13 protein-coding genes are annotated in these 19,342 nt (G+C 69.6%); 11 read left to right on the forward strand and 2 right to left on the reverse strand.

Annotation, left to right across the window (positions count from 1 at the left end):
- Nucleotides 1-175 precede the first annotated feature (175 nt).
- From LVB77_RS02590 to ubiB, 8 genes are all read left to right on the forward strand, one after another.
- Nucleotides 176-5,488, forward strand: coding sequence for a DNA repair ATPase (locus tag LVB77_RS02590; protein ID WP_232908667.1), 5,313 nt, complete (start codon nucleotides 176-178; stop codon nucleotides 5,486-5,488).
- Complete coding sequence (locus tag LVB77_RS02595; protein WP_232908668.1) at nucleotides 5,488-6,195, forward strand: phospholipase D-like domain-containing protein; 708 nt, start codon at nucleotides 5,488-5,490, stop codon at nucleotides 6,193-6,195. Before LVB77_RS02590 ends, LVB77_RS02595 begins: the two co-directional genes overlap by 1 nt.
- A 521-nt stretch (nucleotides 6,196-6,716) precedes the next feature.
- Nucleotides 6,717-7,619, forward strand: a complete 903-nt coding sequence (locus LVB77_RS02600) for an alpha/beta fold hydrolase (protein WP_232908669.1) — start codon at nucleotides 6,717-6,719, stop codon at nucleotides 7,617-7,619.
- A 147-nt stretch (nucleotides 7,620-7,766) separates the two neighbouring features.
- Nucleotides 7,767-9,449: an olefin beta-lactone synthetase gene (gene oleC, locus LVB77_RS02605; RefSeq protein WP_232908670.1), complete on the forward strand. Its 1,683-nt coding sequence runs from the start codon at nucleotides 7,767-7,769 to the stop codon at nucleotides 9,447-9,449.
- Nucleotides 9,446-10,435: a 2-alkyl-3-oxoalkanoate reductase gene (gene oleD / locus LVB77_RS02610; protein WP_232908671.1), complete on the forward strand. Its 990-nt coding sequence runs from the start codon at nucleotides 9,446-9,448 to the stop codon at nucleotides 10,433-10,435. Before oleC ends, oleD begins: the two co-directional genes overlap by 4 nt.
- 94 nt (nucleotides 10,436-10,529) lie before the next feature.
- The gene (locus tag LVB77_RS02615; RefSeq protein WP_082576384.1) at nucleotides 10,530-10,688 is read left to right on the forward strand and encodes a DUF1328 domain-containing protein; all 159 of its coding nucleotides are present in this window, start codon (nucleotides 10,530-10,532) and stop codon (nucleotides 10,686-10,688) included.
- A 150-nt stretch (nucleotides 10,689-10,838) separates the two neighbouring features.
- The gene (locus LVB77_RS02620) at nucleotides 10,839-11,498 is read left to right on the forward strand and encodes an SCP2 sterol-binding domain-containing protein (RefSeq protein WP_232908672.1); all 660 of its coding nucleotides are present in this window, start codon (nucleotides 10,839-10,841) and stop codon (nucleotides 11,496-11,498) included.
- A complete protein-coding gene (gene ubiB / locus LVB77_RS02625; RefSeq protein ID WP_232908673.1) occupies nucleotides 11,495-13,153 on the forward strand; it encodes a ubiquinone biosynthesis regulatory protein kinase UbiB in 1,659 nt (552 codons plus the stop codon). The genes LVB77_RS02620 and ubiB overlap by 4 nt, the downstream gene beginning before the upstream one ends.
- Nucleotides 13,154-13,816: 663 nt before the next feature.
- On the opposite strand, the gene LVB77_RS02630 is transcribed toward ubiB, so the two are convergent.
- Complete coding sequence (locus tag LVB77_RS02630; RefSeq protein WP_232908674.1) at nucleotides 13,817-16,627, reverse strand: pitrilysin family protein; 2,811 nt, start codon at nucleotides 16,625-16,627, stop codon at nucleotides 13,817-13,819.
- A gap of 92 nt (nucleotides 16,628-16,719) precedes the next feature.
- Between LVB77_RS02630 and LVB77_RS02635 the strand changes: the two genes are divergently transcribed.
- Entirely contained in the window at nucleotides 16,720-17,451 is a 732-nt protein-coding gene (locus tag LVB77_RS02635; RefSeq protein ID WP_232908675.1) for a pseudouridine synthase, read from the forward strand.
- Nucleotides 17,452-17,470: 19 nt separating this feature from the next.
- On the opposite strand, the gene LVB77_RS02640 is transcribed toward LVB77_RS02635, so the two are convergent.
- On the reverse strand, nucleotides 17,471-18,046 hold the full coding sequence (locus tag LVB77_RS02640) for a DUF2059 domain-containing protein (protein ID WP_232908676.1): 576 nt from the start codon (nucleotides 18,044-18,046) through the stop codon (nucleotides 17,471-17,473).
- 130 nt (nucleotides 18,047-18,176) lie between these two features.
- On the opposite strand from LVB77_RS02640, the gene arfB reads away from it, so the two are divergent.
- On the forward strand, nucleotides 18,177-18,590 hold the full coding sequence (arfB, locus tag LVB77_RS02645) for an alternative ribosome rescue aminoacyl-tRNA hydrolase ArfB (protein WP_232908677.1): 414 nt from the start codon (nucleotides 18,177-18,179) through the stop codon (nucleotides 18,588-18,590).
- Between the two features lie 10 nt (nucleotides 18,591-18,600).
- On the forward strand, nucleotides 18,601-19,209 hold the full coding sequence (locus LVB77_RS02650; RefSeq protein WP_232908678.1) for a 1-acyl-sn-glycerol-3-phosphate acyltransferase: 609 nt from the start codon (nucleotides 18,601-18,603) through the stop codon (nucleotides 19,207-19,209).
- The last annotated feature ends 133 nt before the right edge of the window (nucleotides 19,210-19,342 follow it).

Raw genomic sequence — 19,342 nt, forward strand, 5'->3', positions numbered from 1 at the left:
TGGATTCGCGGCGTCATCTGCACAGCGACAGCGCGCAAGCGGCATGCGGGCTTTGGAGACGGAGCGACGGCAAGATGGGTTCCGGCTTTTGCCGGAATGACGGGATGGTGGCGAGGAGCACCGGCGGCGGCAGTTCGAAGCACGGTTCGCAACAGGTTCTAAAAGGAAGCAGAAGATGTCGGACACAGCAGCCTCGCCGCAGGCGGACGCCGCCAACAGCGCGCTCGACCAGGCCGTCGCCCAGGGCGGCGCCTACGAGGTGTTGCGCAAGCGCCTGGGCGAGCAGGGCGCGCGCCTGCGCGCGATCGCCGACGCGCTCAACGCGCAGCGCCTGGGCGAGTTCGGCAGCAGCCGCATGGACGTGGCCGGCCGGCTGCGCATCCGCACCGAGAACAACTGCGTCGCCCGCGACATCGTCCAGGTCGGCGACTGCCTGCTGTTCGGCTACAACGTTTTCATCGGTCTGAAGAAGGAAACCCGCGTCGAGGACGTGTTCTCGCTGCACCGGCTGGTCGAAACCGCCGAGGGCTACGACGTCGAGGCGGTGGACCTGGCGAACAGTTTCCTCGCCACCGGCAGCTTTCCGCAGGATTTCCGCGAGCTTTACGCCTACTACAAGAACACCCGCCTGCTGCAGCTGGAGGCGCGCGACGGCAAGCTGCTGGCCGCGTTCCAGATCGGCGAGCGCCTGGACGACATGCGCGTGTTCCGCTGGTCGATCGAGCCCGACGGCCAGGTGCGCTACATCGACAACCGCGGCGAGCGCGACATCGCGCTGCCGGCGCCGTTCGACTTCGAATGGACCCGCGCCACGCGCGAGATGGCGGTGGAAGGCCGCCACCCGCATCTGAACATCCTCGACAGCGTGTTCGTGGAGACGGTGGGCGGCGACCTCACCATCAAAGTCGAGAACAACACCCAGGACGGTCTGGGCATCTACCGCGAGCCTGTGGCCGACCGCACCCAGTCGCTGGACGACGCCCAGGTCGAGTTCGCGCGCGTGGGCAGCCTGATCCTGCTGCGCGTGCTGCCCTACCGCGAGGAGCAGTGGCGGCACCTGGTGTTCAACACCCTGACCCGCAAGGTCCAGCGCATCGACGCGATCGGCCTGGCCTGCGTGCAGCTGCCGGAAGACCACGGCATCGTGTTTCCGGGTGGCTACTACCTGCAGAACGGCGAGTACAAGACCTTCGATTCGGCCATGGACGGCATGCGCTTCCAGCGCGCGGTGCGTTCGCCCAACGGCGAGGACGTGCTGTACGTCTTCTACGAACCGCAGGCCGGCCGCTCGGCCCTGTTCACCTACAACATGATCGAACGCCGGCTGCAGACGCCGGTGTACGCGCATGGCCATGCCCGTTACGAAGACGGCCGCATGGTGGTGTTCACCGCCGAAAGCGAGGAACCCACGCGCGTCCACCCGATGCAGGTCTGGCGCACGCCGTTCTCCAGCGACGAGCACGCCGCGCGCCAGCCGGCGGGCAACAGTTTCATGGGCCGGATCGGCAACGCCGAACTGGTGCGCGGCATCTCCGACCTGCTCAGCCTGTGCCGCGAGATCGACGCCACCGAAGTCTCGGTGCAGCGCTACACCCAGCTCAGCCAGGCCACCCACCGTCTGTTCGATATCCACCACTGGCTGGGCGACGCGCAAAGCGGCGACGCCGCCACGGTGCTGCGCGAGATCGCCGCGACCAGCGAATCGGTGATCGACGAGTACGAAAAGGTCGAGGGCATCCGCAGCCAGTCCGAGCGCGCGATGCGCGAGGCCCAGAGCCGCCACAAGGCGCTGCTGGACTCGCTGCTGCCCGACGGCTGGGACACGGTGCAGCAGCACGTCGATGCGCTCAACGGCATCGCCGCCCAGCGCGGCCAGCTGCTGACCATCCGCGAGTACCGCTACATCGACGTCGCCGCGATCGACGCGATGGAGACCGAGCTGCTGGCTGCGCAGGAGCGCATCGCCACCGCGACCGGTGCGTTCCTGGCCGGCGACAAGGCGCTGCAGCCCTACGCCGAGCGCCTGCAGGCGCTGGACACGCAGGCCCAGCAGGCCGCGAGCGTGGCCCAGCTCGACGAGCCGCTGAAGCAGATGCAGGCCATGTCCGGCGACCTGGACATGCTGTCGCAGCTGATGGCGACGCTGCGCGTGGACGACGCCACCCAGCGCACCCGCATCGTCGAATCGATTTCCGGCATCTACGCCCGCCTCAACCAGGCCAAGGCGCGCGCCGACCTGCGTCGCAAAGGATTGGGCTCGGCCGAGACCGTGGCCCAGTTCGGCGCGCAGTTCACCCTGTTCGGGCAGGGCGTGGCCAGCGCGCTGGCGCTGGCGCGCGATCCGGAAAAGTGCGACGAGCAGCTGTCGCGGCTGATGGTGCAGTTGGAGGAGCTGGAGAGCCAGTTCGGCGAGCACGAGAACTTCCTCAACGACATCCTCAGCAAGCGCGAGGAGTTGCTGGAAACCTTCGAGACCCACAAGCAGGCGCTGCTGGACGACCGCCAGCGCAAGGCGCAGTCGGTGCTGGACGCGGCCGCACGCATCCTGGAGGGGCTGGGCCGGCGTACCGCGCGCTTCGAGAACGCCGACGAGCTCAACGCCTTCTTCGCCGGCGATCCGCTGATCCTCAAGCTGCGCGAACTGGCCGAGCGCCTGCGCACGCTCAAGGACAGCGTCAAGGCCGACGACGTCGAGGCCCGCCTCAAGGGCGCGCGCGACCAGGCCGTGCGCGCCCTGCGCGACCGCAGCGATCTGTTCGAGGCCGGCGGCGAAGTCATCAAGCTGGGCCCGCGCCACCGCTTCAGCGTCAACACCCAGGAACTGGACCTGACCCTGCTGCCGCGCGAGGACGGCCTGAGCCTGCACCTCACCGGCACCGACTTTCTGGAGCCGCTGCGCGAGGAGGCCTTCGACGCGCTGCGCGAGTACTGGCAGGTGACGCTGGATTCCGAATCGCCCGCGCTGTACCGCGCCGAGTACCTGGCCGGATCGGTGCTGGAAGCCGCGGCCGCCAACCGCGAGGGCCTGAGCATGGACGGCCTGCGCCAGCAGCTGGCGCAGCCGGAGACGCTGGCGCGCAGCGTGCGCGATTTCGCCGCGCCGCGTTACCGCGAAGGCTACGAGAAGGGCATCCACGACCACGATGCCGCGCTGATCCTGCAGGCGCTGATCCCGCTGGCCGACAGCGCCGGCACCCTGGCCTACAGCGCCGACGCGCGCGCCTTCGCCAGCGTGTACTGGGGCCAGGCGATGGCGGGCGAGGACGCCGCGCAATGGCCGGAGCGCGCGCGTACCGCGCGCGACATCCAGCGCCTGTTCGGCAGCGACGCCGGCCTGCTGGCGCTGCGCGCCGAGATCGAAACCGCGTTGCGCGCATTCCTGCAGGCGCAACCGCTGGACGTGGACCCGGCGCTGTGCGCGCACGCGGCCGAGTACCTGGTGGCCGAGCTGTCGGCCGAACACCCGCAGTTCGCCTTCAGCAAGTACGCCCAGCTGCTGCTGAAAACCCTGCAGGAGCGGCTGACCGCGGCGCGCATGTGGGACGGTTTCGTGCAGACCCTGCGCCGCCTCGGCGACCGTCTGCCGGCGCGCTGGTCACTGGCCGCCAACTGGTTCGACGCGCTGTGCCGCGAACCCGCGCACGCGGCCCTGGCCGGTTACGCGCGCGAGGCGGTGGCGCTGCTGTTGCTGGACGAACGCGTGCCGCACAAGGTCAGCGAGGTCGAGTTGCGCGCAGCGGTCGAAGGCCTGCTGGGCGAGCACCCGCGGATCGCCGCGCAGCGCATGGACCTGGGCGTGGACGATTTCCAGGCCCGCCTGCGCGCGCACCGCGAGCGCTTCCTGCCCGGCGTGCGCCAGTATCAGGCGCTGCGCCAGGACACCATCGCGCGCGAACGCGAATCGCTGCGGCTGAGCGAATTCAAGGCGCGTCCGCTGAGCTCGTTCGTGCGCAACAAGCTCATCAACGACGTCTACCTGGGCGTGATCGGCGACAACCTGGCCAAGCAGATGGGCACCGTCGGCGAGGGCAAGCGCAGCGACCTGATGGGCCTGCTGATGATGATATCGCCGCCCGGCTACGGCAAAACCACGCTGATGGAATACGTGGCGCACCGGCTGGGCCTGATCTTCATGAAGATCAACGGCCCGGCGCTGGGCCACGAGGTGCGTTCGCTGGATCCGGCGCGCGCGCCGGATGCGACCTCGCGCCAGGAACTGGAAAAGCTCAACCTGGCCCTGGAGATGGGCAACAACGTGATGCTGTATGTCGACGACATCCAGCACACCCATCCCGAGTTCCTGCAGAAGTTCATCTCGCTGTGCGACGGCACGCGCCGCATCGAAGGCGTGTGGAAGGGCCGCACGCGCACCTACGACCTGCGCGGCAAGAAGTTCTGCGTGGTCATGGCCGGCAACCCGTACACCGAGTCCGGCGAGGTGTTCAAGATTCCGGACATGCTGGCCAACCGCGCCGACATCTACAACCTCGGCGACGTGCTGGGCGGCATGGAAGATGCGTTCAAGCTCAGCTACCTCGAGAACAGCCTGACCTCGAACCCGGTGCTGGCGCCGCTGGCCACGCGCGAGCTGGCCGACCTGTACCGCTTCGTCGACAAGGCCGCCGGCCGCGCGTTCTCGGCCAACGAGCTCAGCCACGCCTACGGCGGCGCCGAGATCAACGAGATCGTGGCCACGCTGGAGCGGCTGATGCGGGTGCGCGACGTGGTCTACCGCGTCAACCAGCAGTACATCGCCAGCGCCGCGCAGGCCGCGCAGTACCGCGTGGAGCCGCCGTTCAAGCTGCAGGGCAGCTACCGCAACATGAACAAGCTGGCCGAGAAGATTTCGCCGGTGATGAACGAGACCGAGCTGCAGCAGCTCATCGCCGACCACTACCTGGGCGAGGCGCAGCTGCTGACCGCCGGCGCCGAGGAGAACCTGCTCAAGCTGGGCGAGCTGCGCGGCACCCTGGACGAAGCGCAGTCGCAGCGCTGGGCGCAGATCAAGCGCGACTTCCTGCGCAACAAGGCCATGGGCGCCTCCGATGCCGATGTCGGCGGTCGGGTGGTCGCGCAGCTGGCCGACCTGGTCGAGGGCGTGCGCGCGTTGGACGTGCCTGCGCCCGCGCCGGAAGCGCCGAAGCCGGCGCCGGTGGAAGCGCCGTGGGCGCAGATCGTCGCCCTGCTGGAGCGCGCGACGGCCAAGCCGCCCGCGCCGGCGCCGGTGGCCGAGCCCGATCCGCAGGTGTTGCTGGACGGTTTGCGCGCCGCATTGGAAGCGGCGCTGGGCCCGCTGATCGGCCGCCTCGGCGACGGCGCCGAACAGCAGGCGCAGTGGCAGGCGCGCCTGGTCGAGGCGATCCAGCACATGGGCGAGCGCGGCGCCGTCGCGACCGCGCACGTGCAGCATGCGACCGAGCAGCAATTGCAGCTGCAACGTGCGTTGGCGGATTTCGCCGACCGCCTCAACGAACGCACGCCGCGCTGATGGCCACGGTCGACTACAGCGAACTGGACCGTGCGCTGCGCAAGAGCGCGGCCGACCGCCGCCTGGACAACGACGAGAAGTTCGAGCTGCGCGAGCTCGGCTCGCGCCTGGACCCCGAACGCGTGCGCTACCTGCGCAACCGCGCCTTCGACATGGCGCGCGAGCTGATCGTCGAGCGCCCGGCCGAGGTGCTGGACGCCGTGCGCTGGCTGGAGCAGGTGGTGCGCACCCTGGATGTGGTGGGCGCGGCGCCCAGCCTCGATTCCAGCGCGCACTTCACCCCGGGCGACGACTGCCTGCGCAAGCTGCGCGGGCTGTGCATGGGCGCGCGCCGCAGCGTCGACATCTGCGTCTACACCATCTCCGACGACCGCATCACCGAGGCGATCCTGGACGCGCACCGCCGCGGCGTGGCGGTGCGCGTGCTGACCGACAACGACAAGCGCTACGACGAGGGCAGCGACATCGCGCGCCTGCGCGAGCAGGGCGTGGCGGTGCGCATCGACGACGGCCCCTACCACATGCACCACAAGTTCGCCGTCTTCGACGGCCGCGTGCTCGCCAACGGCAGCTTCAACTGGACCCGCAGCGCCAGCACCGTCAACGAGGAAAACCTGGTGGTCACCGACGACCCGTCGCTGCTGCGCAGCTTCGCCGGCCAGTTCCAGACCCTGTGGGACAAGTTCGCTCCGGACTTGGCGGGCTAGTAGGAAAGGCGGCAACTTCCAGCCGCTACCCCGCGAAAGCGCGGACCGAAGGCTCCACCGAAGTATGGCGCTGAAGTCGCTGGCTGTTCGGCTCACGCCGAAGTAAAGCGGGGCCCGCCTTCGCGGGAATGACGGTGGGTGGGTTCCGCATGGCCCGAGGCGGTCGCGGTAGTCGTAGCTGCCTGCGCTGCCCCAAGCCGTCATCCCCGCTAAAGCGGGCAACTCCCAGTTCGTCATCCCCGCGAAAGCGGGGATCCAGGGCTCCACCGGGGCATGACTCTGAAGTCGCTGGATGTTCGGCTCACGCCGAAGTAACGGCGGTAGGATTCCCGCCTGCGTGGCAATGACGGCGGGAGCGTTCCCGCCCTCGCAAGCTTTGCGGTCCGCCGGTTATCGCGGCTTCTGCAAGCCCGTCCCCCCGGTTCCGCCCCCCAAAATCCCCCACGCCGCCGCAATGCGCCGATAATGGCGGCCCTGTCCGCCCGGCCCGCGCACCCGCGTGGGCGCCGCACGAGCCACCGATGACGTCGACCCGCGATCTCCCCGACTACCCGTTCCAGCCGCAGCGTTTCGAGGTCCGTCCGGGCATCGCGATGAGTTACCTCGACCAGGGGCCGAAGGACGGCGAGGTGGTGGTGATGCTGCACGGCAATCCGTCGTGGAGCTATTACTGGCGCAAGCTGGTGCTGGGCCTGCGCGACCGCTACCGCTGCATCGTCCCCGACCACGTCGGCATGGGCCTGTCCGACAAGCCCGGCGACGACCGCTACGCCTACACCCTGCAGTCGCGCGTCGACGACGTCGAGCGTCTGCTGCAATACCTGCGCATCGACGGCCCGATCACCCTGGCCGTGCACGACTGGGGCGGCGGCATCGGTTTCGGCTGGGGCCTGAAGCACTCGGATCAGATCAAGCGCCTGGTGATCACCAACACCGGCGCGTTCCCGCTGCCCGCCGCCAAGCCGCTGCCCAAGCGCCTGCGCCTGGGCCGCGACTCGGCGATCGGCACCGGCCTGATCCGCGGCCTTAACGCCTTCGCCGGCAGCGCCGCGCGCGTGGGCGTGGTCTCGCCGATGCCGCGCGCGGTGCGCCGCGCGTATCTGGCGCCCTACGACTCCTGGGCCAACCGCATCGCCACCTCGCGCTTCGTGCAGGACATTCCGCTGGCCGAGGGCGACGCCGCCTGGCCGCTGGTGCAGGCCATGGGCCGCAAGCTGCCCGAGTACGCCGACCGTCCCGCCTACATCGGCTGGGGCCTGCGCGATTTCGTGTTCGACCACCATTTCCTCAAGGGCTTCACCGACGCGCTGCCGCAGGCGCAGGTGCGCGCCTTCGAGGACGCCGGCCACTACGTGCTGGAGGATAAGGCTGCGGTGCTGGTGCCGGAGATCCGCGCGTTCCTCGACGGACATCCGATCGGCTGATCCGCCGATCGCGGGAGGCCGCCCGCTTTGCTGTGGGAGCGACGTAAGTCGCGATCCGGCCGCGGTTGAAGCGTCACGACTTGCGTCGCCGCCACTACAGCGGGCGGCGCAGGGCTGCGTCACACCCGAACCCCCTACAATCCGCGCATGAGCCACGACCCTTCGATCGCGCCCGCCGCGCCCTGCAACATCGCCGCGTCCTTGCCGCGGCGCGCCGCCGAAGCGCCCGAGCGCATCGCCATGCGCTGCCCCGGCACGCGCGGCCCCGACGGCCTGCCGCGTTACGACCAGGTGCTGACCTACGCCGAACTCGACGCGCGCAGCGACGCGATCGCCGCCGGACTGGCGCGGCGCGGCATCGTGCGCGGCACCCGCACCGTGGTGATGGTGCGGCCGTCGCCGGAGTTCTTCCTGTTGATGTTCGCCCTGTTCAAGGCCGGCGCGGTGCCGGTGCTGGTGGACCCGGGCATCGACAAGCGCGCGCTGCGCCAATGCCTGGACGAGGCGCTACCGGAGGCGTTCATCGGCATCCCGCTGGCGCACATCGCGCGCGTGGTGTTGCGCTGGGCGCGTAGCGCGCGCATCCGCATCAGCACCGGCGCACGCGCGTGGCTGGCCGACGCCACCCTGGCCCAGGTCGAGCGCGACGGCGCCGGCGCGGGCAGCCAGCTCGCCGACACGCGACCCGACGACGTCGCCGCGATCCTGTTCACCAGCGGCTCCACCGGCGTGCCCAAGGGCGTGGTCTACCGCCACCGTCATTTCGTCGCCCAGATCGAGATGATGGGGCAGGCCTTCGGCATCGTGCCCGGCGGCGTCGACCTGCCGACGTTTCCGCCGTTCGCGCTGTTCGATCCGGCGCTGGGTCTGACTTCGGTCATCCCCGACATGGACCCGACCCGTCCGGCCCAGGCCGATCCACGCAAGCTGCACGACGCGATCGCCCGTTACGGCATCGATCAGCTGTTCGGCTCGCCGGCGCTGATGGCGGTGCTGGTGAAGCACGGCGCGCCGCTGACCGGCCTCAAGCGCGTGACCTCGGCCGGCGCGCCGGTGCCGCCGGACACGGTCGCGGCGCTGCGCGCGCTGCTGCCCGACGACGCCCAGCTGTGGACGCCCTACGGCGCCACCGAATGCCTGCCGGTGGCGGTGATCGAAGGCCGCGAATTGCAATCCACGCGCAGCGCCACCGAGGCCGGCGCCGGCACCTGCGTCGGCCGCGCGGTGGTGCCCAACGAGATCCGCATCATCGCCATCGACGATGCGCCGATCGCGCGATGGACCGACGCGCGCACCCTGGCCGCCGGCGAAGTCGGCGAGATCACCGTGGCCGGGCCCACCGCCACCGACAGCTACTTCAATCGCGAAGCCGCGACGCGCATCGCCAAGATCCGCGAAACCCTGGCCGACGGCGGCGAGCGCGTGGTCCATCGCATGGGCGATCTGGGTTACTTCGACGGCGACGGCCGGCTGTGGTTCTGCGGCCGCAAGACCCACCGCGTCGAGACCGCGCAAGGCCCGCTGTACACCGAACAGGTCGAGCCGGTGTTCAACGCCCATCCGCAGGTGCGGCGCACCGCCCTGGTCGGCGTGGGCCGCAGCGGCGCGCAGCGGCCGGTGCTGTGCGTGGAACTGGCCGAAGGCGCGCGTGCGCGCGACTGGCCGGCGATCGAACGCGCCCTGCGCGCGCTCGGCGCCGCGCATGCGCACACCGCGCGCATCGGCGATTTCCTGCGCCACCCGCGCTTTCCGGTCGATATCCGTCACAACGCCAAGATCGGCCGCGAGAAGCTCGCGGTCTGGGCGGCCAAGCAAGGAGCGTGGGCATGAAGATCCTGGTCACCGGCGGCGGCGGTTTTCTCGGCCAGGCGCTGTGCCGCGGCCTGGTCGAACGCGGCCACGATGTGGTGAGCTACAACCGCGGCCATTACCCGGCACTGGACGCGATGGGCGTGAGCCAGGTCCAGGGCGATCTGGCCGACCGCCAGGCGGTGATCGCGGCCGCGCGTGGCTGCGAGGCGGTGTTCCACAACGCCGCCAAGGCCGGCGCCTGGGGCAGCTACGACAGCTACCACCAGGCCAACGTGGTCGGCACCGACAACGTGCTCGACGCTTGCCGCACGCACGGCATCGGCAAATTGGTCTACACCTCCACGCCCAGCGTCACCCATCGCGCGACCCATCCGGTCGAGGGGGGCACCGCCGACACCGTGCCTTACGGCGAAGGCTTCAAGGCGCCGTACGCGACCACCAAGACCATCGCCGAAAAGGCCGTGCTGGCGGCCAATGCGCCCACGTTGGCGACCGTGGCCCTGCGCCCGCGCCTGATCTGGGGCGTGGGCGACAACCAGTTGCTGCCGCGCCTGGTCGCGCGCGCCAAGGCCGGGCGCCTGCGCTTCGTCGGCGACGGCTACAACAAGGTCGACACCACCTACATCGACAACGCCGCGCAGGCGCACTTCGACGCCTTCGAGCACCTGGCGCCGGGCGCGGCCTGCGCCGGCCGCGCCTACTTCATCAGCAACGGCGAACCCAAGACCATGCGCGACACGCTGAACGGCTTGCTGGCCGCGGTCGGCGCGCCGCAGGTCGACAAGACCCTGCCGTTCGGCGCCGCCTACGCGATCGGCGCGGTGTGCGAGGGGCTGTGGCATGCCTTGCCGCTGAAGGGCGAGCCGCTGATGACGCGCTTCCTCGCCGAACAACTGGCGACCTCGCACTGGTACGACATGGCGCCAGCGACGCGCGATTTCGGCTACGTGCCGCGGGTCAGTTTTCACGAAGGCCTCACCCGACTGAAGGCCGCCTGCACGTAAGCGCGCCTCATCACTCTCCGACTACCGCGGCATGGACAGGATCGAGCCACACCCCCGGCCACTGTCCGCCGCGGACCATCGTCAGGAGATCGCCATGCTCAGTTACGCCGTTATCTTCTTCATCATCGCCATCGTCGCCGCGGTACTGGGCTTCAGCGGCATCGCCGGCGCGGCCACCAACATCGCCTGGATCCTGTTCGTCGTGTTCGTGATCCTGGCCATCATCTCGCTGCTGCGCGGCCGCAAAGTCTGACGCGGTGGGATATGGATGCACTGCCTTCCGGCCCGCCTTGCGGGCCGGAAGCGTATTGGGCCCCGCGTCGGTGCCTTGCCTGGCAACCAGGCCCCGGCGGCGGGCGCCACCGCCACCGGACCGCTGCCGGGCGCGGGCTACAATGACGGCATGACCGACTCCGCCAACGTGCTGTTCCCGTCCTGGGCCAAGTCCACTGCTGGGGGCGCGCTCGAAATCGCGCTCAACCGCGCGCTCGAGCTCGATCCGGAGACCCGCGAGGCCCTGCGTAGCCTCGACGGCCGGCGCGTGCAGCTGCATCTGGCCGCCCCGCCGCTGGCCTTGCAGGTGCGCGTGGACGGCGACCGGCTCCGCGTCGGCCCGCCCGATGCGGACGCCGAGCCGGACCTGTCGGTGCGCAGCACCCTGGCCGGACTGGTCTCGCAGCTGCCGTTCCTGCGCAACGACGACGCGCCGCCGGTCGGCAAGCTGCGTATCGAAGGCGATGCCGATCTCGCCCGCCGCCTGCAGCGCCTGGCCGAGCGGTTCGATCCGGATTGGCAGCGGCCGTTCACCGGCGTGTTCGGCGACGTGCTCGGCGTGCAGATCGCCAACGGCCTGGCCGGCGCCGTGCGCCATGCGCGCGACGCGGCCGGCGCCTTCGCCCACAACGCCGCCGAGTTCGTCACCGAGGAGTCGCGCGACGTGGTCGGCCGCGACGAGCTCAACGCCTTTCACGACGATGTCGATGCGCTGCGCGACGGCGTCGAACGCGCGAGTGCGCGGGTCGCGCGCTTGCGCGAGCGCGTCGCCGCCCGGAGCGGCGCATGAAGTCGGCGCTGCGCGCCTGGCGCATCGGCCGGGTCCTGTTGCGCTACCGCCTCGACGCGCTGCTCGACGGCACGCCGGCCGAGCGCTGGCTCAAGCTCGCGCGCCCGTTCGTGCCGCGCGCCTCGGCCGAGATCGCGGCGATGCCGCGCGGCGCGCGCCTGCGCCTGGTGCTGCAGGAGCTGGGGCCGATCTTCGTCAAGTTCGGTCAGATCCTGTCCACCCGCCGCGATCTGGTGCCGCCGGATGTGGCGATCGAACTGGCGCTGCTGCAGGACCGCGTGAAGCCGTTCGACGGCGAAGCCGCGCGCGCCATCGTCGAGACCGCGCTGGAGCGCAGCATCGGCGAGGCCTTCGAAGCCTTCGACACCACTCCGCTGGCTTCGGCCTCGATCGCGCAGGTGCACGCGGCGATCCTGCCCGGCGGACGCGAGGTCGTGGTCAAGGTGCTGCGGCCGAACATCGAAAAGCAGATCGCCGGCGACATCGCCCTGCTCAAGACCATCGCCAGCGTGGTCGACCGCGCCCATCCCAGCGCCGACAAGATCCGTCCGCGCGAGATCGTGGCCGAGATCGAAAGCACCCTGGCCGCCGAACTGGACCTGCAGCGCGAGGGCGCCAACGCCAGCGTGCTGCGCCGGTTCTGGAAGGACAGCGAAGACCTGTACGTGCCGGAAGTGATCTGGTCGCACACCGCCGAGCGTGCGCTGACGCTGGAGCGCGTCTACGGCATTCCGTCCGACGACATCGCCGCGCTGGACGCGGCCGGCATCGACCGCAGCGCGCTGGCGGCCAAGGGCGTGCGGGTGTTCTACACCCAGGTGTTCCGCGACAATTTCTTCCACGCCGACGCCCACGCCGGCAACATCTGGGTCGACAGCGATCCGGCGCGCAAGCGCAATCCGCGTTTCATCGCGTTGGACTTCGGCATCATGGGGCAGTTGTCGGACGAGGATCAGTACTACCTCGCCGAGAATTTCATGGCGATCTTCAACCGCGACTATCGCCGCATCGCCGAGCTGCACGTGCAGGCCGGCTGGATGCCGTCGCATATCAGAATCGACGAGTTGGAAGCGGCCACGCGCGCGGTGTGCGAGCCGTATTTCACCCGACCCTTGAGCGAGATTTCGCTGGCCGAGGTATTGGTCAAGCTGTTCCGCACCGCGCAGCGCTACGAGCTGACCTTGCAGCCGCAGTTGATCCTGTTGCAGAAGACCTTGCTCAACATCGAAGGCGTGGGCCGTCTGCTCGATCCCAAGCTGGATATCTGGGCGGTGGCGCGGCCGGTGCTGCAGCGCATCCTGGTGGAGCGCTACAGTCCGCAGCGGCTGGCCTCGGAGTTTCGCAAGCGGTTGCCGGAATTGGTCACGCACGCGCCGGAGATGCCGCGTTTGTTGCACGCCTGGCTCACGCAGCAGGTCAGCGGCGAGCATGAGTTGCGTATGCGGTCGCAGGATCTGGCGGAGTTGACGCGCACGGTGAAGGATGCGCAGCGGCGGACGGTGGCGGCGATTCTGGGTACGGGTCTGTTGATCGTGGCGGCGGTGCTGTACGGGTTGGAGGCGGGCGGTCCGCGCTTCTGGTCGGTCCCGGCTTCGTCTTGGATCGCCGGTATCGGCGGTGTGTGGGCGTTCCTGGCGGCGCTGCCGCGCAAGTAGTTTGTTTTGCTTGCCCGTGCTTGCCCGTGCTTGCCCGTGCTTGCCCGTGCTTGCCGGCCACCGAGTTCGATTCCGCTCTCGCCGTTACTTTCGCCAGCCCCCTGTAGGAGCGGCGTGAGCCGCGACCGCGAATCCCGGCTATCGCGCCTATCCGGTTCCGATGGCCTCCAGATCCTGGCGTTGCGCTTTTAGCTCCCTCCTTTGACAAAGGAGGGTTGGGGAGGATTTGCTTTTGTTCTTGCTCTGCTTCTTCTGACCGAAGGTCAAAGGCTTCCGCCTGCTGCGCATGCGGGTCACTTTCTCTTGCTGACCCAAGAGAAAGTAACCAAAGAGAAGGGTCTGAGCCAAGAGCTCCCGTGTGGCTTCGGATCTTGCGCCGGGATTTTTCGATAAGACATCCCTGTCTTATCGAAAAACGGCGCGCGTCCTGCGCGCCGCCCTTCGGGTCTGGGGTGGTTCGTGTGGCTTCGGTTCTATGGACTTCAATGCCGGAGCAGACTCAACGGCAACGGCAACGGCAACGGCAACGGCAACGGCAACGGCAACGGCAACAGCGAAAGCGATGGCGGTGTGGTAGCTGTTGCGGTTTGCTCTCTGTGGGAGCGGCGTGAGCCGCGATTGCAGCCCGGTGGCCCGAGGCTGCGATCGCGGCCTATGCATCGACTACGGCTTGGTCGCCGCCCCGGCCGCCGGTGCGGGAGCCGCTTGCGGCGTCGATGCCGCCTTGGCGAAATCGCCGGCCACGTACACGCTCAAATTCTCGGGCTTGAAGTGCTTGCGGATCGCCGCGTTCACTTCCTCCACCGTCAGCGTCTTCAGGCGCGCGTCGATGTCGGCCTGGAACTGCATGGTGCGGTCCAGGAACAGGTTGCTGGACAGCACGCCCGCGATCGCGCCGTCGGAGGCGCGGCCTTGTTCGCGCTGGGTCAGTAGGCCGGCGACCGCGTCGCGCAGTTCGTCGGCGCTGATGCCGTCGCGGATCCAGCGTGCGTATTCCTCGCGCATCGCCGCTTCGGCCTTGTCCAGATTCTGCGGCGCGGCGATCGCCTGGATCAGCAGGCTGCCGGCGTCGTCGCGGCCGCTGCGGCTGGCGTCGGCGTCGAGGTTGCTGGACACGCCGTAGCTGAGGCCGTCCTTCTGGCGGATGCGGTCGTATAGGCGCGAGGCGCCGCCGCCGCCGAGGATGCGGTTGGCCACCACCAGGGCCGGATAGTCGGCATCGCGGTCGTTGAGCGAGAGATTGCTGCGCGCCAGCAGCACGCCGTTGGCCTTGTCGGGAGTCTCGAAGCGCTCGCGCCGCGCGGCGACGTCGTTGTACCGGGTCGCGATCGGCGCGAACGCGCGCGGCGTGCGCCAGTCCGTGAACAGGCTTTGCAGCTGCGCCTTCAAGGCCACCGGGTCGAAGTCGCCGACCACGCTGATCTCGCCCTCGGCGCTGCCGTAGAAATCGCGGTGGAAGGCGCGCAGGTCCTCGACCTTGAGCGACTTCAGATCGGCGATGGACTGGTCGATGCCGCGCGTGCGCAGCGGGTGGTCCTGCGGCCAGGGATCGAAGTACTGCGCCAGGGCCATGCCGGCGACGGTGCCGGGCTCCTTACGCGCCGCTTCCAGTCCGGTGATGCTCTGCAGTCGGAACTGCTCGAACTCGCTTTGCGGGTACTCGGGCTTGCGCAGGATCTGCGCCGCCAGCGTCAGCGCCTCGGGCAGCTGCTCGCGGCGCGTGGTCATGCCGATGTTCGCGCTCTGTAGGCCGCCGCCGATGCCGACCTCGGTCTTCAGGGCCTCGAAGCGCTGATCGATCTGCTCGCGGCTGAGCCCGGCGGCGCCGCGCATGATCAGCGAGCCGGCGACGTTGCCCGCGGCCACGCGACCCTTGAGCGAAGCCGCGTCGCCGAAACGGAAACGCGCGGTGAGCACCACCGTGCCGCCGCGGGTTTTCTTCGGCAGCAGCGACACCCGCAGGCCGTCGCCGAGGGTGAAGGTTTCGGTGCGGGCCTGGATGTTGGCCGGCGTGGGATCGAACTGCTCGCCGGCGGCGATCGCGGCCTTGCCGGTGTAACCCTGCAGCACGGTCGCGGCCGCGGGCGCGGCGGCGATGTCGACGCGGTCGGGCGCGTCGGTGGGCACGAACCGGCCCAGGGTGCGGTTGCTGGGCTTGAGGTAGGTGCGGGCGACGCGGTTGACGTCGTCCAGGCCGACGCGGTCCAAGGCGTCGCGGCGCAGGAAGTACAAACGCCAGTCGCCGGCTGCGATCGCTTCCGACAACCCCAGCGCCACCGCGTTGACGTCGGTGTAGCCCAGCTCGTAGCCGTTGCGGATGCGCTGCTTGGCCGCATCGAGCTCGGCCTGGGTGATCGGCGTGGCGGCGATGTTCTCCATCAGCGCCAGCATCGCGGTCTCGGCCTTGGCGGCGTCGCCGTCGCGCGGCAGACCGGCCACCACCGTCATCAGGCCCGGATCGCGCAGGCTGTCGGTGCCGCTGCTGGCGCCGGCGGCGAGTTTGGTCTCCACCAGTTGCTTGTGCAGGCGGCCGCTGGGCACATGGCCGAGGATGTCGGCGAGCACGCCCAGCGCGGCGTTGTCGGGATGGGTTTCGGCGGGCACGTGATAAGCGGCCATCACCAGCTGGATGTCGCCGCTGCGGCGCACGGTCACGCTGCGCTCGCCGTCCTGGGTGGGGTCGGCGGTGTAGAACGTGCGCAGCGGCGTCTGCGGGCGCGCGACCGGCGCGAAGGCCTGCGCGATCTCGCCCAGGGTCTTGGCCGGATCGATGCGGCCGGCGACGATCAGGGTCGCGTTGTCCGGCCGGTACCAGCTGCGGTAGAAGGCCTGCAGGCGCTCGATCGGCACGCCTTCGACATCGCTGCGCGCGCCGATGGTGCTCTTGCCGTAGTTGTGCCAAAGAAACGCGGTCGCGCGCACGCGCTGGCCCAGCATGCCGGCGGGGCTGTTTTCGTTGCGCTCCATTTCGTTGCGCACCACGGTCATCTCGCTGTCGAGATCCTTCTGGGCGACGTTGGAATGGACCATGCGGTCGGCCTCCAGGCCCAGCAGCCAGCGCAGGGTGTCGTCGTTGGCCGGGAACGAGGCGTAATAGTTGGTGCGGTCGACGTTGGTGGTGCCGTTGAAGCCGATGCCGCGCTTCTTCATCTCGCCCGGGATGTCGCTGTGGGTCGGCGTGCCCTTGAACAGCAGGTGCTCGAGCAGGTGGGCCATGCCGGTCTCGCCGTAGTTCTCGTGCACGGAGCCGACCTGGTAGGTCAGGTTGACCGTCACCGTCGGCTTGCTGGCATCGGGAAACAGCAGCACGCGCAGGCCGTTGCCCAGCGTGTACTCGCAGATGCCTTCCACGCAGGGACCGGCGGCCACGCCCTTGGGCGGCGCGAATGCGGATTCGGCTGCTTGCGCGGGCAGGGCCAGCGCCAGGGCCAGCGCCAGGGCGGAGAAGGTCGGGCGGAGCGGGTGCGATCGCATGCGGAATCCTGATGGAGAGTGGGGCGGCGTGTGGCCGACGCAGCTATAGACGAAAATACCCGCTGCGCCCCCTACTGCCTGTGCCATTGAGCATGACCGAGACATTCAGCCCTGCCGACGAACCCGCCGAGCTGCCGGTGCTGTACGCCGACGACTGGCTTGCGATCATCGACAAGCCGGCGGGCCTGATGGTTCACGACAGCGCGCTCGCGCGCGGCGAGACCGATTTCGTCGCCGACCGCCTGCGCGCCCAGTTCGGCCGGCCGGTGTACCTGGTCCACCGCCTGGACCGCGCCACCAGCGGCTGCCTGCTGCTGGCGTTCGAGCGCGAGGCGGCTTCGGCGCTGGGCAAGGTGCTGATGTCGCGCGAGTTCGAAAAGGACTACCTGGCGGTCTGCCGCGGCTGGCCCGAGGACCGGTTCACCATCGACTACGACCTGGACGGCGGGCCGGGCAAGCCGCAGAAGAAACCGGCGATCACACGTTTCCGCCGTCTGGGCGCCTGCGAGCTGGCCCATCCCTCCGGCGGCTTCGAGACCTCGCGCTACGCGCTGTTGCTGGCGCAGCCGGAGACCGGGCGCTTTCGCCAGATCCGCCGCCACCTCAAGCACGTCTCGCATCACCTGATCGGCGACACCAGCCACGGCGACGGCCGCCACAACCGCGCGTTCCGCATGATGGGCATCCACCGCATGCTGCTGCACGCGCAGCGGCTGTCGTTCCTGCATCCGGTCAGCGGCGCGCGGGTCACCGCGACCGCGCCGCCGGATCGCGAGCTGGCGCGGGCGCTGGCCTTGTTCGAGGGCGCCGCGCCCGTCGAATGAGGGCGCGGCGCACGTGCGCTTACTTGGTTTGCGCGCCCGCGCTCTTGTCCTTGATCTTCTGCTCGCGCGACGGCGGTGCGGGCGGTGCCGGCGGCGGTACGAACGGCGCCGGCGGACGCGCCTCGGCTTCGATGTCCTGCTGCAGCTCCTGCATCATCGGCACCACCAGCTTCTGCATCGCGGTCATGGTGTTCTGCATCAGCGCCGGCATCTTCTCGAGCAGGCGCTGTCCGGCCGCGCTGCCGTAGAACGCGATCAGGGCATCGGTGTCCTCGGCGCTGAAGGTGTTGCGATAGATGTCGCGATAGACCGGCTCGAGCTTGTCCCAGGCCAAGGCCTTGCGCATCTGCGCGCTGGAGCGGGCGATCATGCGGTCCAGGCGCGCGCGTTCGTCGGCCGACAGTTCGCGGCCGGCCATCATCTGCTCGACCATCTGCTTCTGCGAGGCCTCGATCTGCGGCAGCAGCGCGTCCACGGTCTGGCGCGCGCGCATGACCTCGAGCAGGCGCGCGACCTGGGCGTCGTTGGGCGGGCCGGCCAGGGCCGCCAGCGGTGCGGCCAGCATCAGGGCCAGGGCGAAGACGTAACGTTTCATGGGGCGATCCTCCGTGATGAGCAGCGCATCGTCGTTGCCGACGACGGCGGCGTCAACGCCAGGGCGCCGGCCCGGACGGCGACACTCGGTCTACAGCACATCGGTCTACAATCGGGGCCGGAGGGGCGCAATGGCCGAGGCCGACATCAACATCCCCGAGCAGGAACTGGTCGAACGCTTCGTACGCTCGACCGGGCCCGGCGGGCAGAACGTCAACAAGGTCGCCACCGCGGTCGAGCTGCGCTTCGACGTGGCGCAATCGCCGTCGCTGCCCGAGGCGGTGCGCGAGCGCCTGCTGGCCAAGCGCGACCGTCGCGTCACCGGCGACGGCGTGCTGGTGATCAGCGCGCAGCGGTTCCGCACCCAGGACCGCAATCGCCAGGACGCGCGCGAGCGCCTGGCGGCGTTTATCGAAAGCGGCCTGCACGCACCCAAGCCGCGCATCGCCACGCGCCCCAGCCGCGCCGCCAAGGAGCGGCGCCTGGGCGCCAAGCGCGAGCGCAGCACGGTCAAGCGCGGCCGTGCGACGCGCGATTGGGACTGAAGGAGCGCGCATGCCGACCGACGCCGACGACGTGGTGCTGCCGCTGCCGCCCAACGCGCCGCGCGTGCGCGGCAGCCGCCTGACCCGCTGGATCGGCCGCAGCGTGCTGCGGCTGGGCGGCTGGCGCATGGTCGGCGCGTTTCCCGACATCCCCAAGCTGGTGCTGATCGGCGCGCCGCACTCGTCCAACTGGGACGGCGTCTGGGGCTTCGCGGCCAAGGCGGCGCTGGGCCTGGACATCAAAGTGCTGGGCAAGGATTCGCTGTTCAAGGTGCCGCTGCTGGGCGGGCTGCTGCGTCACCTGGGCGTGATTCCGGTCGACCGCAGCGCCTCCCACGGCGTGGTCGAGCAGGCCGCGGCGATGATCCGCAACGCCGACCGGTTCTGGTTCGGGCTGGCGCCGGAAGGCACGCGCAAGCCGGTGGAGCGGTGGAAAACCGGCTTCTGGAAGATCGCCAAGGCCGCCGACGTGCCGGTGCTGCCGGCCTATTTCCACTACCCCGACAAGATCATCGGCATCGGCGAGCTGTTCTGGCTGGGCGAGGACATGAACGCCGACATCGCCCGCATCCGCGCCTGGTACCGGCCCTGGCAGGGCAAGCACCACGGCACGACCTGAGGGCCTGCGCCGGGCCGGATGCGCCGGCGCTGGCCGCCCGATCCGACCCGCCAAACCGGTGTTTGCGGCCGTGCCGCGAACGGCGACCGCTTTTGGCCGCGCTTTACGTGTCGCTTCATTACGGGGTCGATGC

It is taken from the genome of Lysobacter sp. 5GHs7-4 (assembly GCF_021284765.1).
Taxonomy (GTDB): domain Bacteria; phylum Pseudomonadota; class Gammaproteobacteria; order Xanthomonadales; family Xanthomonadaceae; genus Lysobacter.

Excerpts from the sequence above, each read along its gene's own strand:
- LVB77_RS02590 (WP_232908667.1), top strand. The coding sequence starts at position 176 with ATGTCGGACACAGCAGCCTCGCCGCAGGCGGACGCCGCCAACAGCGCG.
- LVB77_RS02595 (WP_232908668.1), top strand. The coding sequence starts at position 5,488 with ATGGCCACGGTCGACTACAGCGAACTGGACCGTGCGCTGCGCAAGAGC.
- LVB77_RS02600 (WP_232908669.1), top strand. The coding sequence starts at position 6,717 with ATGACGTCGACCCGCGATCTCCCCGACTACCCGTTCCAGCCGCAGCGT.
- oleC (WP_232908670.1), top strand. The coding sequence starts at position 7,767 with ATGAGCCACGACCCTTCGATCGCGCCCGCCGCGCCCTGCAACATCGCC.
- oleD (WP_232908671.1), top strand. The coding sequence starts at position 9,446 with ATGAAGATCCTGGTCACCGGCGGCGGCGGTTTTCTCGGCCAGGCGCTG.
- LVB77_RS02615 (WP_082576384.1), top strand. The coding sequence starts at position 10,530 with ATGCTCAGTTACGCCGTTATCTTCTTCATCATCGCCATCGTCGCCGCG.
- LVB77_RS02620 (WP_232908672.1), top strand. The coding sequence starts at position 10,839 with ATGACCGACTCCGCCAACGTGCTGTTCCCGTCCTGGGCCAAGTCCACT.
- ubiB (WP_232908673.1), top strand. The coding sequence starts at position 11,495 with ATGAAGTCGGCGCTGCGCGCCTGGCGCATCGGCCGGGTCCTGTTGCGC.
- LVB77_RS02630 (WP_232908674.1), bottom strand. The coding sequence starts at position 16,627 with ATGCGATCGCACCCGCTCCGCCCGACCTTCTCCGCCCTGGCGCTGGCC.
- LVB77_RS02635 (WP_232908675.1), top strand. The coding sequence starts at position 16,720 with ATGACCGAGACATTCAGCCCTGCCGACGAACCCGCCGAGCTGCCGGTG.
- LVB77_RS02640 (WP_232908676.1), bottom strand. The coding sequence starts at position 18,046 with ATGAAACGTTACGTCTTCGCCCTGGCCCTGATGCTGGCCGCACCGCTG.
- arfB (WP_232908677.1), top strand. The coding sequence starts at position 18,177 with ATGGCCGAGGCCGACATCAACATCCCCGAGCAGGAACTGGTCGAACGC.
- LVB77_RS02650 (WP_232908678.1), top strand. The coding sequence starts at position 18,601 with ATGCCGACCGACGCCGACGACGTGGTGCTGCCGCTGCCGCCCAACGCG.